The sequence below is a fragment of the Formosa undariae genome (genome assembly GCF_042427615.1).
Lineage (GTDB): Bacteria > Bacteroidota > Bacteroidia > Flavobacteriales > Flavobacteriaceae > Formosa > Formosa undariae.
On record NZ_JBHMEZ010000001.1, the window covers coordinates 714796 to 730542 of the forward strand.

Below are 15747 nucleotides of genomic sequence, written 5' to 3' on the forward strand. Positions count from 1 at the left end.
TACATAAACCTTATGTATAGGTTAACTTATAATTAAGAGTATAACTAAATATTTAAAAAAATGAATTTAAAAAATGTATTGGTTTTTTTAATAATTCTTACCACTGTCTCAATTAATGGGCAGAATACAAGTGTTATAAAAAGCGATTCTAAAAATTTTGATCCAGCTACTGTCCTTTGGTATAAGCAGCCTGCAAAAATTTGGGAAGAGGCACTTCCTGTAGGTAACGGGAGATTAGGAGGCATGGTTTATGGAAGGCATGACGAAGAGATTATCCAATTTAATGAAGACACTTATTATACCGGAGGTCCATACAATACAGTTGTAAAAGGCGGTTATAAAGTGTTGCCAGAAATTCAAAAACTTATTTTTGATGGAGAACCTATAAAAGCACATAAGCTTTTTGGAAGAACCATGATGGGATACCCTGTTGAACAGATGAAATATCAAAGTTTAGCAAATCTTTATTTGTTTTTCAATAATGAAGAGGTCGAAGATTATACTAGATCGTTAGATCTTAAAACAGGAATCGTTACCGTTAAATATAAATTTGAAGGTGTAAACTATACGAGAGAAATTATTGCTTCTGAGATAGATCAAACTATTGCTATTCGCATTACTGCTGATAAAAAAGGAAGTATCTCTTTTGGTGCGCAACTTCGTGGAGAAAGAAACGATGCACATTCTAATTACGCAACAGATTACTTCCAGATGGATGGTCTTGGAAACGGTCAATTAAGATTAACAGGGAAGTCTGCAGATTATTTAGGTGTAGAAGGTAAGCTTAGATATGAAGCGCAAATTAAAGCAGTTCCTGAAGGTGGTACCATGACAATGGATAATGCGACCAATACGATCTTAAGTATTAAAGATGCAGATGCCGTAACATTATATTTTGTAGCAGCAACAAACTTTGTAAATTATAAAGATGTTAGCGGAGATCAAAAAGCACGTGTTGCAGACATGTTAGCAAAATTGGAAGAAACATCTTTTAAAGACGTTAAAGAGAAAGCGTTAACCGATTATAAGAAATTATTCGATAGAGTGTCATTAACACTTCCTACTACAGATAATTCCTATTTGCCAACGGACGAACGTATGCAAAAAATACAAACATCTCCAGATCCGCAATTATCATCTTTGTGTTATAATTTTGGAAGATACCTGTTAATTTCATCTTCTCGACCTGGAACACAACCCGCAAATTTACAAGGGATTTGGAATAATAAAATGAATCCAGCATGGGATTCTAAATACACGACAAACATTAATATAGAAATGAATTACTGGGCAGTAGAGTCCGGGAATTTACCTGAATTATTAGAGCCTTTAACCACTATGGTAAAGGAACTTACAGATCAAGGTGCACAAGTTGCTAAAGAGCATTATGGTGCGCGTGGTTGGGTGTTTCACCAAAACACAGATTTATGGAGAGTAGCGGCGCCTATGGATGGTCCAACTTGGGGAACATTTACCGTTGGAGGTGCGTGGTTAACAACACATTTATGGGAGCATTATCTGTATACGCAAGACAAAGAACATCTTGAAGATATTTATCCTGTAATGAAAGGATCTGTAGAATTCTTTATGGATTTCTTAGTGAAATATCCTGGTAAAGATTGGCTAGTTACTAATCCTTCAAATTCTCCAGAGAATCCACCAGAAGGTAAAGGATACCAATACTTTTTCGATGAGGTTACGGCGAGTTACTATTTTACAACTATTGCAGCCGGATCTACTATAGATATGCAAATACTAAAAGATTTATTTAGCTATTATGCTTCTGCAACAGAAGTATTGGGCGTAGATAAAGATTTTGCAAAACAAGTTCTTGAAGCTAGATCTAAACTTGTGCCTTCACAAATAGGAAAAGATGGTACACTTCAAGAATGGACTGAAGATTATGGTCAAATGGAGAAAAATCACCGTCATGCTTCTCATTTATATGGTTTATATCCAGGGAATGTTATTTCTGTAAATAAAACGCCAGAATTAATAGAGCCTGTTAAAAAAGTTTTAGAATTAAGAGGAGATGGAGCTTCAGGATGGTCTCGTGCTTGGAAAGTTAATTTATGGGCACGTTTAAGAGATGGAGATAGAGCGAATAAAGTGTTTAAAGGGTATTTAAAAGAGCAATGCTATTCGTCTTTATTTGCAATTTGTGGAAGCCAATTTCAAGTCGATGCATCTTTAGGAATGGCAGCCGGAGTAACAGAAATGTTATTACAATCTCAAGAAGGATATATCGATTTACTGCCAGCTTTACCAACAGAATGGTCGGAAGGACAGTTTGATGGTGTTGTGGCAAGAGGCGGATTTGAACTAGATTATAAGTGGAAAAATAGTGCAGTTACTACTTTAGAAGTACTATCTAATGCAGGTAACGTATTTAGTTTTAAAACAGATAAAAAAGTAAAAGTACTGTCTAATGGTAAACAAATTAAAGTGAAAAAAGAATCTAAAGGTATTGTGAATTTCAAAACAGAAAAAGGAAAAACATATACTGTAACAGTCATTTAATAAGAACTTTAATTAAATAAAAAGTCCTATCAATCTACACAGATTAGTATAGAACTAACGAGTGAAAAAAAGCTGAACGATAATCGTTCAGCTTTTTTTTTGAAGTAAATGTTATGTTTTGACTCTCTGAAAATTAAGTCTTTGAAAGAGATTTGTTAAATGTTAAATTTTTGTTATATTTGGTTAACCAATCTGGATAACCAATCAGGTGTGGTGAACAAAAACAAACAATTATTAACTAAATTAGAATGACTGATGAAAAAAATTACACTATTTTTTCTATTACTGTGTACAGCTACAGTAATGGCACAAAACAAAACCTATCTCATCGATGACCCGGATTCCTTACGGGATGTCTTTTATCAACCTGGAGATCAAATTATTTTAAAAAATGGGGTTTACGATACAGATGAGCGCATGCGATTTCTGGGTTCGGGTACCGCAGAAAATCCAGTTATTTTTAGAGCAGAAACACCGGGAGGCGTTATTTTTACAGGTGGACCACGATTAACTATTGGTGGAGAAACTGATGATGATACAGGTGAAAAAGTTGCTAATGGTGAATATTTAATTGTAGATGGGTTCCACTGGAAAGGTGGTTACGGTGCGAGTAACTTTATCGAGTTTAGAAATGGTTACGACTTTGCACACCACAGTACCATTCAAAATTGTGCGATTGATGGATTGGAGATCGAACCAGACGATATAGAAGATGGGGTTTATGCAAAACACCGTTGGATTGTATTGTACGGAACTTACAACAGTGTATTAAACTGTTCATTTATGAATAAGAAAAGTGCAGGTGCTCTGATATTAGCAGAATATTCATATAATGCTGTAGGACCACCTTACGGGGATGACGACGATAGTGCGAATAACACACGTTGCGATCTTGTGGGACACACAATTAGTAATAACTACTTTTATAAGTACGAAAAAAAAGACCAGTCTTTTGAAAATGCTGGAGATAGTGAAACCATTCGTATTGGAACTAGCGAGTATCAAAATGTAAATAGTGGTGCTGTAGTTAGTAATAACTATTTTGTGGAAGCCGATGGTGAAAATGAAATTATTACCAATAAAAGTAAAAATAACTTTTATATAAATAATACGTTTAGAAGATCAAGAGGATCTTTAGTACTGCGTCACGGATCTAATGCCACTGTAGAAGGAAATTACTTTTTAGGTGAAAATGTAGATGGTACTGGAGGAATTAGAATTACCGATAGCGATCATACTATTACTAATAATTACATCCAAGATTGTATTACAGTTCTTGATCAAGCTAAATGGAATAATGGAATCACTTTTATCGGAGGAGGAGATGATGCTGCGGTGAATTGCTCATCTACAAAAGTTTCAAACGGCTATCAACAAACAGAGAATATTACCGTTTCTAGAAATACCATTATAAACACAAATGCACCTTTATTTTATAACACAGATAAAGGATCTACAGATCCAACAGGAGCAGTTTCAGATAATTTAATCTATTTTACTTCAGATAATGCTAATGTTTCAAATGTAATTTCTGGTGATACCGATAATTCTTATCAAAATCTTGGTACAGCGTTAACCTATTTAGGAAACGTATATACAGGAGCTGATTTAGGAGTAACTAACGATGGTTTTGTAGAAGGAGTAGAAATCACTGCGGCAGAAGATGGTGAAATATTTACGTTTGCAGGAGCAGATGGTAAAGGTGCAGATATGGGTACTTACCAACCGGCTACAGATGATATGGTTGGTCACGGTATAGGAGCTTGTTTTTTAAATAATGTAGGAGGAGGCATTACCGATGGTAATTGTACTATCGAAATCCCTGAGTCTATAATTGTGAGTAGTATTCCTGCATTTCCTTATGAAGCTAGTAGTGTAGATGTTGCCGTTACTGCTAATGTAGGATGGACCGCTATGTCTAATAACGATTGGATATCTATCGATACCGATACAGCTAATGGCGATGCAACTGTGGTGGTTTCAGTAACTGAAAACACAGAATTAATTAGCAGAGAAGGTTCAGTAACATTTACACAAGTAGACGGCGGAGATGGTATTGTAAGAGAATTAATCGTAACTCAAGATGGTGGACCACGAACCGATTTTATCGAAGGTGTTACAATCGCATTTGTGTCTAAAGAAAATAGTTCTAAAGGCGAATTTGCAACCAATATGTTAGATAAAGACATGGGTACGGTTTGGACAGCTGATGATGGAGATATTGTAGCAGGAGATTATAAAGGTGATGGAGAATATGTTATCCTAGATTTAGGTGGAACATACGAATTGGACCTTATGCAGTTTAATACTACAGATAAAAGTGAAGCATTTGGATATCAAATATGGGTTTCTACAACAGGAATGGAAGACTCCGATTTTTCTATGATTTTACCTATTGAAGATGACTTATTATTTACAGCAACAAACAGTACAGCGTTTAATGAATTCGATATTAGTTCTAAAGCTAAATATGTTAAGGTAATAGGTTTTGGGAGATTTAAAGAAGTAGATGATTCAGATAGAGCGACTGCCGATTATAGTAGATCTAGTGCGTGGACTGCAATTGGAGAAATTGAATTTTTCGGAGATAAAATGCGTGAAAATTTAATTAATACGGGTGGTTCTGAAGATCCTGTATCTGTAAATTCTTTTTCTAGCGAAAATAGTTCTAAAGACGAAGTTGCTACAAATACATTAGATAAGGATTTAAATTCAATATGGGCCGCACAAGATGGTAGTGTTTTAATAGACGATTATAAAGGTGATGGCGAGTATATTATATACGATTTAGGAAGTCCTTATACTTTAGATTTTATTCAATTAAATACTACAGATAAAGACGATGCTTTCGGAATCCAAATTTGGGTATCTACAACAGGTACAGAAGATGCAGACTTTTCTAAAATTGTTCCAAGTGCTGGAGACATAGAGTTTACTGCTACAGGTACAACAGATTTTAATCAGTATATAGTTGATGCCGATGCCCGTTATGTAAAACTAATCGGATTCGGAAGATTTAATGCTGAAGGAGACAAGAGAGAAAGCGCTTGGTCTGCTATAGGAGAAATAGAATTTTACGGAGAGTCAACGACCTTGTCTACAACAGATATAACCAAGAGTAGTTTAAAACTATATCCAAATCCAGTTACAAATGGTGTATTGTATTTAAGCAAGCAATCTGGCAATTTTGATACTTTAAGAATCTTCGATGTTTCTGGTAAAACGGTGTTAACAAACACGTTAAACGGATCAATCGCTAAAGAAGAGATTAACGTGTCTTCTTTAGCGCAAGGTTTATATTTTGTTGAAATTTCAAATGCTAACAGTAGAGTCGTAAATAAGATTGTGATTTCTAAATAGTCAGTAAGTAAACAAGTAATAATTTTTAATCCCCAGAGAATTTAATTCTCTGGGGATTATTTTTTATAACCTTACAAAAACACCCTAGTTTAAAAACTTTCTAAATAATATACTGCATATAAGTTATTACCTTTAAGTTCGACCTAATCATAGTTAATAATAAATATATGGAACATATTGCCATTATAGGAAACGGAATTTCAGGTGTGACTCTTGCAAGACACATTAGAAAAAATTCGGATAAAAGGATAACTATAATCTCTTCAGAAACGGAACATTTTTTTTCACGTACAGCGCTCATGTATATTTATATGGGACATATGAAATTTGAAAACACTAAGCCTTACGAAGATTGGTTTTGGGAAAAGAATAGAATCGAACTTAAAAAAGGCTATGTTAAGTCAATAGATACAGATCTTAAAACGCTTCATTTTGCTGAAGGAGATACGCTTAAATACGATAAACTCGTCATTGCAACAGGAAGTAAACCTAATAAGTTTGGTTGGCCAGGACAAGACCTTAAAGGCGTTATGGGCATGTACCATAAACAGGACTTAGAAAGTTTAGAAACATATGCGCCTAATAAAGAAACATGTAACAGAGCTGTTATTGTGGGAGGTGGATTAATAGGTATTGAAATGGCAGAAATGCTCAATTCAAGAAATATTCCGGTGACTTTCTTGGTGCGAGAAAATAGTTTTTGGAATGGTGTGTTACCTCTTGGCGAAAGTGAAATGATTAACCGTCATATAAAAAGTCATCATATAGACCTTAGGTTATCAACAAACTTAAAGGAAATTGTTTCAGATGAAAACGGCAAAGTAAAATCTATAATTATTGAAGAAACAGGAGAAGAAATTCCGTGTAATGTGGTTGGTCTTACCGCGGGAGTCGCTCCAAATATTGACTTTCTAAAAGATTCTGGCATTGATATAGGTCGTGGTGTAAAAGTGAATCGTTTTCTAGAAACCAATATATCCGATATATATGCGATTGGCGATTGTGCCGAGCAACACGAAGCTATCGGGAACAGACGTCCAATAGAAGCCGTTTGGTACACGGGACGTATGATGGGAGAAGTATTAGCACAAACTATTTGTGGCAATAAAATGGAGTATAAGCCAGGGCATTGGTTTAATTCGGCAAAGTTTTTAGACATAGAATATCAAACCTATGGTTGGGTTTTTAGTGATAGAAATAAATCAGAACACGAAGCACATTTCCATTGGAAGCATGCAGACGATACCAAATGTATAACTGTAGCTTACCATAAAGACACGAACACATTTTTAGGGATTAATACTTTTGGAATACGTATGCGTCATGAAGTATTCGATCGTTGGCTTACCGAAAATCGAGATATAGATTATGTTATTAAAAATTTAGCCGAAGCTAATTTCGATCCTGAATTTTATAAAACATTTGAAACCGATATTCTAAAAGCCTTCACTAACCAATTACAAACTGTATAAAATGAGTAATAAAATAAACAATAGTATGTCATTGGCTAATCCCGATGCTTTAAATATAACGAACAAACAAAAAATAGCACTTGCCATTGGTGTTATCGGGTTATTTATAATGGCCTTAGCTCTTCTTAATACCGACTTTCCTAATAAAGGATTGTTTCTTACACTTTCATTAGTCGCTATATTTGGAGGGGTAATAGTGTATTCTAGAGAAGCTTATCTTAATAAGTTAGAAGGGATAAAAAACGATGGGGTTTGGTTTAAATCTATTTCGTCTCGAGGTGTTTTAGGATGGATTTTGGGTGTGGTTTTAACTTCATTTTATATTGTATTATATTTCTTTCCAAAGTATTTAGGATTAGGAACAGACGGCGAAGCAAACACAGGTTTAATAGCGCTTTTCGATCCTTTAAGTCATTTGTTAAGCGGGAGAGATGCTAGCCAATGGTTTGTTTACGGGGTGCTTTATACGGTCGCTATATTAGCTTTTGGATATAAGTTCTTGTTAAAATACAGACATAACCGCTACCAGCAATTACGTACAGGATCTGTCATGTTTTTTCAATTGGGTTTTGCCTTTTTGATTCCTGAATTTATGTACGTTATGAATAACGATTTGCCATATTATGATCTTAAAAGTATATGGCCACTTAACTACTATATTTTCGATGAATGGTCTGTAAAAGGATTTCTTTCGACAGGGAATATTGGTATCGCATTATTGTTGTTTGGTTTGTTATCCATCTTTGTTATTACACCAATTTTAACTTACAAATACGGAAAGCGTTGGTATTGTTCTTGGGTTTGTGGTTGTGGTGGTTTGGCTGAAACGGCAGGGGATTCCTTCAGACAATTATCGTCTAAAAAAATGTCGGCTTGGAAGCTAGAACGCTGGTTAATTCATACCGTCTTAGTCTTTTCTGTTGTGATGACGGCGGCTATGGTATATTCATATTTAGGTTACGAAAAAAATGATTTCTGGTTAACACGAGGCGTATTTATATCTTTAGTTATTGGTTTACTAACAGTGGTATTTGTTGCTGTGATGTATTTTAAAAGACAAGAATTTGGTAAAGATGCCAAAATGGGAGCTATTGGTTACGCCGTAGTTATCGCGTTATTGTTAATCATGCACTTTACGGGAACAACAGAACACTTGTTTTTTATAAAAGCAGGTACTTTACGAGCGGCTTATGGTTTATACATTGGTTCTATTTTCTCTGGAGTTATTGGGACAGGGTTTTATCCTATTTTAGGAAACCGTTCTTGGTGTCGTTTTGGTTGTCCGATGGCCGCTATTCTAGGCTTTCAACAGCGTTTGTTTTCTAAATTTAGAATTACAACCAATGGCGGACAATGTATTTCTTGTGGAAACTGTTCAACGTATTGTGAAATGGGGATAGACGTTAGAGCGTATGCGCAAAAGGGAGAAAATATTGTGAGGTCTAGTTGCGTTGGTTGTGGAGTCTGTTCTGCAGTTTGCCCAAGAGGTGTTTTAAAATTAGAAAACGATTCTATGGAAGGTCGTATAAACCCGAATGAAATCTTATTAGGAAACGATGTGGATTTAATGGATTTATTAAATAAGAAATAGAATTATTTAGTTTAGAATAATATTTAAATACTCGGGGTTTTAATTGTAACTACAATTAAAACCCCGAGTATTTTGTTGATATATCCTTCGTTATTTTAAGCTTCTGTATCTTTTTTAGTTACAGGCTCTTTTTCAATTTTAATGAAATAATGAAATGGATTATGAAGAAAATCTTTAAATATATTAAAGACGACTTTAGGAAGCAGTCTAAAGTTAACTCCTCTCGATTTTAATGCGAGATACAGTGTTATCGAAAAACTGACGATAAAATTCACCAGTCCAATTAGTAATGCTCCAATTATAGCTAATAGAATGGTATGGTGACTAAAATCGTAATTCATAATAGCATATCCCAAATTCGCCGAACTAAAAGCAACGTGTCTAATATCGATATCAAAAGGTAATAAATGACTTAATAAAAAAGTAGAGCCTAGAAAAAAACCAAGACTAATGTTTCCAAACATGGTACCCCAATTCTTATCGACAAATGTTGCTAATTTCTCACTTTTTAGTAAAAAACGACTGTTTCGAATACGATGAGGTATTTTCGATGCAATTACCTTGTTGTCTACAAAACCAGAAACTAATCCAGAAAAAGCTAAGAAAAAACCAGCAATCGCAGCAAAGAAAACCAATTGAAAGCTTGGTACAATTTTATGAATAAGATAAACGGGTTTAACTGTTTTAGCCATATCTGTTGTGCTAAATATTTGAATAAAAAGCATAAAGATACATGCAGAAAGTATGGCCATTAAAAAGTTTCCCATAACCGAAATAAATTGGCTTCGAAACACTTTTCTTACTATTATGGTAATACTTTTAATCGAATCATATTTTAAAGTGCCTTCCTTGTCAATGTTTTTTGCTAATGTAGTGGCCGTCATTGCGGGCTGTTTTGTGGCGATAATACCACCCAATTGATTCACAATTATAAAACACAAGGCATAGTTTATACTAAATAGAATGGCATTGCTAACTTCCGAAAACTCATAAGTATATAAAAGAAGTTTAAAAAGAGCAAATAGGGCTATTATGCCTCCTCCAAATAAAGATCTATAAAAGAACTTCCAATATTCCTTAGTGGTTTCGGCAATATACTTTTCTCCTTTATTAGAGGTGTGTTCTACAATTTCTATGGCAACCAAATCAGAATGTCTACTTAGGTAGCGTCTAATACTATCTTTATATTTAAAATAGACTATAAAGTCTGCTAGGATATTTTCCCAATGTTGTTTAGAGGAAATATGTAATTTTAAATGAAGTAATTCCTTAATTCTAATTGTGTATTCTAGAATCCGTCTCGTTACCAAAGTAAGATGAAAACTTGTTCCGATTTTACTTTTGCTTTTTCTTAAATCAATAATAAGAAGTTCTATGGCTTCTAAAGAATTAAAAAGTTGTAAGGTCTCTTCTTCATCGAACTCAGATAAATTATTTACTTTTTTTAAGAGTAACTCGAACGGTTTAGAGTTTAATTCGATGAAATTATATTTAGCTTTAATATCGCTATCTAATCCGAATGCAACAACCTTAGCGCATAACGCTTTAATACTTAAGTCTAATTGTGTCGAAATGTTGCTGTCTGCTATCGTGCTTAAATCTATAAGAGATAATACGTGTTGCACGGGGTTTTTACTGTTTAGTAAAAAATATTCTATAGTACCTTCGTCAGGAATATTGGGTAGTATTTTTCTATAAAGACGGTTTATAATTCCAGAGCCAAACCCGTACTCTTCCATTATTGAATACTTGGTAAAAAATGAATAAAAATTTAAAGACTCTGATTTCATAGGTTGGATCGCTTTTCGAAAAAAATATCATTTACAATTGTACTTCCGCATATTAACAATAAACGACTTAAATAAAACATAGTGAGTTAAAAGATGTTAACTTTTTTAGATTAACGAAAAGTTTAAAGAAAGGGACTTTTAGAATGTTTTAATACTCTAAAATAATAAATTTATTTAGAGGTCGCAAGTCCTATTTCGGGTAGGCTATAAGTTTTAATTTAAGTTAAATTTCGAATTATGAGTGGCATTTTTATGTTGTTAAATTAGAGGCGTTAAAACCTTAAACATGAATTGAAAGGCACTAATTTAGAACGAAAATATAATAATAAGTTGGTGAAATAATACAAAAATATCTTCATAGATTTATGGCATGAAATTATTTAAAAATACAAACCTCTTTTTTTTGGTTTGTACAATGGTAATAATGCCTCACTTTGGCCATGTTTATAGTCAGAATAAACAGATCAAAGATAGTTTGTCTTATTATGTAGATGTAGCAACAAGTCCCAAAAACATAACTAATTTAAGTCGTGCCTATTTGTATTTTGAGACATTTAAAGAAGAGAGTATAAAAAATAAAGACACGAGCGATGTGTTATCTTGCCTGCAAAATTTATCGAAAATACAATATAGTTTAGGTGATTATTTTGGAAGTGAAAATTCAGTGGTTGAGGGTTTAAAAATTTTATCTGAGAGTGACACAACTAAGTATTCAAAATTTAGATTAATTTTTCTTAATAAACTTGGTAAGATATCTGCTAAACGCTTAGATTACGATACTGCGATCCAGTATTACGATCAGGCATCCGAAATGGCTAAAAATCAAATCGCTTGTAATGTTATTCACAATAATAAAGCATTGATTTATGTAAGGCAGGAAAAATTTGAGTTAGCAGAGCAGGAGTTAAAAGAATCATATGAAAATAGTTTAGGTGTCAGTGACGATATCCAAAAGGCTAAGGCCTTAGGTAATTTAGGATTCGTTCAGTCTAAATTAAAAAAATCAGAAGGCTTAAAAAATATGCTTAAAGCTTTAGATTTAAGAATAGCTATAAATCACTGTAAAGGTTTATTTTGGAGTTATTCTCATTTGTCTGAATATTACAATGATCAGAACGATATAAAGCAAGCGAAGTTTTATGCCGACAAAAGTTATGAAATGGCAAAACGGATTAATAGTCCTATTTATATAAAAAATGCATTATCGCGTATAATCGTTATGAACGGAGATGAATATGCTCGGGTGTATTTAACTATTTCAGATAGTTTATCCATGATTCAGCAATTAGAAGAAAATAAGTATTCTAAAATTAAATACGACTATTCCCAAAACGAGCAGTTAGCAAATGTCACTGAAATTGAAAAAGAACGACAAAAGCGCTGGAAACTCACCTATTTATCTATCGGGATTTTCCTTGGCTTTATGTCTATTGTTGCCATTGTTTTTCAGAAGTTAAAATACCATAAAGAAAAAATCCGACAGGTTTATATTACCGAAAAGCGCATTTCTAAAAAAATCCATGATGAGGTGGCTAACGATGTGCATCGTGTGATTAATAAATTACAAATTCAACCGGACATTAGTGAGGATATAATGGACGATTTAGACCATATCTACACGCAAACACGAGATATTTCTAAAGAAAATAGTCGTTTAGATGTAGAACATAATTTCGAGGAATTGTTAAACGATTTATTGTTGAGTTATAGAACTTCGGAAACAAATATAATTACTAAAACAGCTCCAGAGGTTAACTGGAATAAAATAGAAGCGTATAAGAAAGTGACTATTTTTAGGATGATTCAAGAGCTTTTGGTAAATATGAAAAAACACAGTAATGCCTCAATTGTGGTGTTTAAATTCAATAAAATTAGGAGAAAATTAGTGGTTGCTTATTCCGATAATGGGAATGGATGTGAAATAAAAAAGGGTTCTGGAGTTCAAAATATGGAAACCCGTATAAAATCTACAAATGGAACCATTACTTTTGAAACAGAACCTGATAAAGGTTTTAAAGCTAAAATAACCATATAGATATGTTTAAAAAAGTTTTAATAGTAGACGATTACGACGTTGTAAACGAAGGAGTGCTTACTATGCTTTACGATATAGGTATTACTAATGTGAAAAGTTCGCAGTATTGCGATATGGCACTGCTTAAGATTAAAACAGCGCGCCAAGAACAGGATCCTTTCGATTTGTTAATAACAGATTTATCTTTTAAAACAGATTTTAAGGAAGCTCGGTTAAAATCTGGAGACGATCTTATTCAGACACTTAGAGAAGACGGTTTTGATATTCCTGTTATTGTGTATTCTACCGAAGATCGCCTGCAACGTGTAAGAACACTGGTTAATAAATATAGTATTAATGCGTATGTCTGTAAGGGGCGTAGAAGTATTTTTGAATTGAGGCAAGCAATCTCGGTAATTAAGGACAACAAATTATTTCTGTCTCCTTCTGTAGAGAATGCTTTAAATCCGCAGGTGTCTTTAGAAATGGACGATTACGATGTTAACCTTATTAAATATTTGTCTAATGGTTTATCGTATAATGATATTATTATAATCTTGGAAAAACAGAATATTAAACCTAGAAGTTTAAGTTCTATCGAAAAACGTTTAAATAAATTAAAAGTAGATTTTAAAGCGAATAATGTGATTCATCTTGTGGCTATTGCTAAAGATTTAGGTCTTATTTAAATCGTTTTAACTCAATATATACTTGTTTAAAACACTCTTTATCGGGTGTTTTTTTTGTGCCTTAAATTTAATTATTAACAAGTGAAAAATCTTGTGCTTTTATGAGTCAATATTAGATTACATTTGCCCAAGTTGTAGGAGGGGTATTGAAACTCAACTTATTCATTTTTTAATTATGTTTTATTATGAAAATATTTCAGTGTAGTCATTGCGATTTTCCCGTGTTTTTCGAGAATACATCTTGCGAAAGTTGTGGATCTGCTTTAGGGTATTTAGATTTTGAAAATGAAATGTTAGCTAACAATACCACTCAATTAAAATGGGATGTTAATGGCGAGAGTTATACATACTGTAAGAACAAAAACTTACATGCGTGCAACTGGTTGGTTCCTGTTAACGACGATAATGGATTTTGTACGTCTTGCGAATTAAATAGAACAATTCCAGATCTAGCCATTCCCGAATATTACGAGCGTTGGCAGATTATGGAAATTGCAAAGCATAGACTTATATATGCTTTACAGCGTCTCGAGCTTCCAATAGTGAGTCAGTTTGAAAATCCGAAATCAGGATTGTTTTTCGACTTTTTATCTAAAGAGGATGCGAATGTCGATGGTAAAAAAGTAATGACAGGGCATGCAAATGGTGTGATCACTATTCTTTTAGCAGAAGCAGACACTATTAGCAGAGAGCAAACAAGAATTTCTTTAAATGAAAAATATCGCACTTTAATTGGACATTTCAGACATGAGGTTGGACATTATTACTGGGATCGCATTTTTCGATCTAACGATGTTTTCTTAAAAGAGTATAGAGCGCTTTTTGGTGATGAAAGTCAAGATTATGGGGAGGCTTTAAAAGCGCATTATAAGAACGGCGCACCAGAAAACTGGAAAGCTAATTTTATAAGTACCTATGCATCATCTCATCCATGGGAAGATTGGGCCGAAACTTGGGCGCATTATTTACATATCTTAGATGCTATGGAAACTGCTTTTTACTTTGGTTTAGAAGGGGTTCCGAACCTGAGAAATTCTCATCATATGCGTATTAATGCCATTTATCCTTATAAAGATAATATTTCGTTTAAAGCTATTTTAGATGAAACATCTTCTTTGTTTTATGCTGTTAATAGTATAAATAGATCGATGGGAATAACCGATGTGTACCCTTTTGTGATTTCAGATAAGGTAAAGGAGAAGTTAGAGTTTATCCATCAAATTCTACAGCGTTATAAGAATGAGAATAAAATAAACTGATTCATTTTACGATAAACATTCTTTACATTAAGAAAGCCTGGTTTTTGAGATCTTGTGTTTTATTAAGAGTGTGTACTAGAACTGTGTATAATTTGTATACATAAAATGTTAAAGTGTGTATTTTTTACACACAGAAATTTTTAAAAAAATTGCTAAATCCCTTGTTTATAGAGGGTTTGTTGTAGTGGCATATGTATTGCTAATCTATAAGTGTCTACCGATTTACATATTGGTAACACTTAAAAAGATAGATAACCTTAGTAGCACATATATTATGAATCCAGCAACACTAACCCCGTCACAAATAGAATCATCTGAAACAGCATTTAGTGGTTTCGATATTTTAAATAGATTGTTTTTTAATAATGAATCATTATCAATAAGAAATACTAGTCACTTAAATATAGTGATTTTTATGACTATTTGTTTATTCATGATTGTAGCAGCATTTGGAATATTTGCTTTTTACGAAGCACATACAGACATTTTATTAAATCCTCTTTATAATCCGGTAGCTTATGGAGGTTTTATAGTTTTAAACGGTTGGTTGTTATTTAGTGCTGTAGTGTATCTTTTTAAGTTAAGTTTATATTTAAAGAATAAATCATCAGAATTTTCTACCGAAGGAAAAGAAGACATCGTAATTAATAGAGCTACTGTTTCAGAAGATGCTAATCTATTTGTTGAAAAAGCGACTGCATTAAGAAACTCAGTAAACACATTTTTAGAGAAATTTAATGCGACTATAGTACAAGGTGTTTTACATACCAAAAAAGTAATAATTACTAATGTATATGCTTCGTATAATACAGGTAAAGTAATGTTAGATACTATAGAGTTATATTTATTAAACTTAGATAAAGAGCTAAAAACAGGATTAGAAAATCGTGCTTTTAGCGTTTTGCATTTTAAGTGAATAACGATTCAATAGGTGACTCATTAATCTCGATAAATGGGTATAAGTCATCACAGTCTTACTTTTAGAAAAATAAGTCCTTAAATAAATTATACAAAAACCTTCAAGAGCCTATGTTCTTGAAGGTTTTTTAGTT

At 33.2% G+C, this 15747-nt stretch carries 9 protein-coding genes; 8 read left to right on the forward strand and 1 reads right to left on the reverse strand.

What is annotated here, in order from left to right:
* Positions 1-60 precede the first annotated feature (60 nt).
* The 4 genes from ACFFVB_RS03125 to ACFFVB_RS03140 all read left to right on the forward strand — a co-directional run bounded on the left by ACFFVB_RS03125 (position 61) and on the right by ACFFVB_RS03140 (position 8943).
* Positions 61-2520: a glycoside hydrolase family 95 protein gene (locus ACFFVB_RS03125; RefSeq protein WP_382381066.1), complete on the forward strand. Its 2460-nt coding sequence runs from the start codon at positions 61-63 to the stop codon at positions 2518-2520.
* A gap of 255 nt (positions 2521-2775) precedes the next feature.
* Positions 2776-5880, forward strand: a complete 3105-nt coding sequence (locus ACFFVB_RS03130; RefSeq protein WP_382381068.1) for a chondroitinase-B domain-containing protein — start codon at positions 2776-2778, stop codon at positions 5878-5880.
* Positions 5881-6047: 167 nt separating this feature from the next.
* The gene (locus ACFFVB_RS03135; RefSeq protein ID WP_382381070.1) at positions 6048-7352 is read left to right on the forward strand and encodes an NAD(P)/FAD-dependent oxidoreductase; all 1305 of its coding nucleotides are present in this window, start codon (positions 6048-6050) and stop codon (positions 7350-7352) included.
* A 1-nt stretch (position 7353) separates the two neighbouring features.
* Positions 7354-8943, forward strand: a complete 1590-nt coding sequence (locus ACFFVB_RS03140) for a 4Fe-4S binding protein (RefSeq protein ID WP_382381072.1) — start codon at positions 7354-7356, stop codon at positions 8941-8943.
* A gap of 95 nt (positions 8944-9038) precedes the next feature.
* On the opposite strand, the gene ACFFVB_RS03145 is transcribed toward ACFFVB_RS03140, so the two are convergent.
* The gene (locus ACFFVB_RS03145) at positions 9039-10733 is read right to left on the reverse strand and encodes a transporter-like protein (protein WP_382381074.1); all 1695 of its coding nucleotides are present in this window, start codon (positions 10731-10733) and stop codon (positions 9039-9041) included.
* Between the two features lie 370 nt (positions 10734-11103).
* On the opposite strand from ACFFVB_RS03145, the gene ACFFVB_RS03150 reads away from it, so the two are divergent.
* The 4 genes from ACFFVB_RS03150 to ACFFVB_RS03165 all read left to right on the forward strand — a co-directional run bounded on the left by ACFFVB_RS03150 (position 11104) and on the right by ACFFVB_RS03165 (position 15611).
* On the forward strand, positions 11104-12768 hold the full coding sequence (locus ACFFVB_RS03150) for a tetratricopeptide repeat-containing sensor histidine kinase (RefSeq protein WP_382381075.1): 1665 nt from the start codon (positions 11104-11106) through the stop codon (positions 12766-12768).
* 2 nt (positions 12769-12770) lie between these two features.
* Entirely contained in the window at positions 12771-13436 is a 666-nt protein-coding gene (locus ACFFVB_RS03155) for a response regulator transcription factor (RefSeq protein ID WP_382381077.1), read from the forward strand.
* Between the two features lie 185 nt (positions 13437-13621).
* The gene (locus ACFFVB_RS03160; RefSeq protein WP_382381079.1) at positions 13622-14695 is read left to right on the forward strand and encodes a zinc-binding metallopeptidase family protein; all 1074 of its coding nucleotides are present in this window, start codon (positions 13622-13624) and stop codon (positions 14693-14695) included.
* A 274-nt stretch (positions 14696-14969) separates the two neighbouring features.
* Positions 14970-15611: a hypothetical protein gene (locus ACFFVB_RS03165; protein ID WP_382381081.1), complete on the forward strand. Its 642-nt coding sequence runs from the start codon at positions 14970-14972 to the stop codon at positions 15609-15611.
* Positions 15612-15747 lie beyond the last annotated feature (136 nt).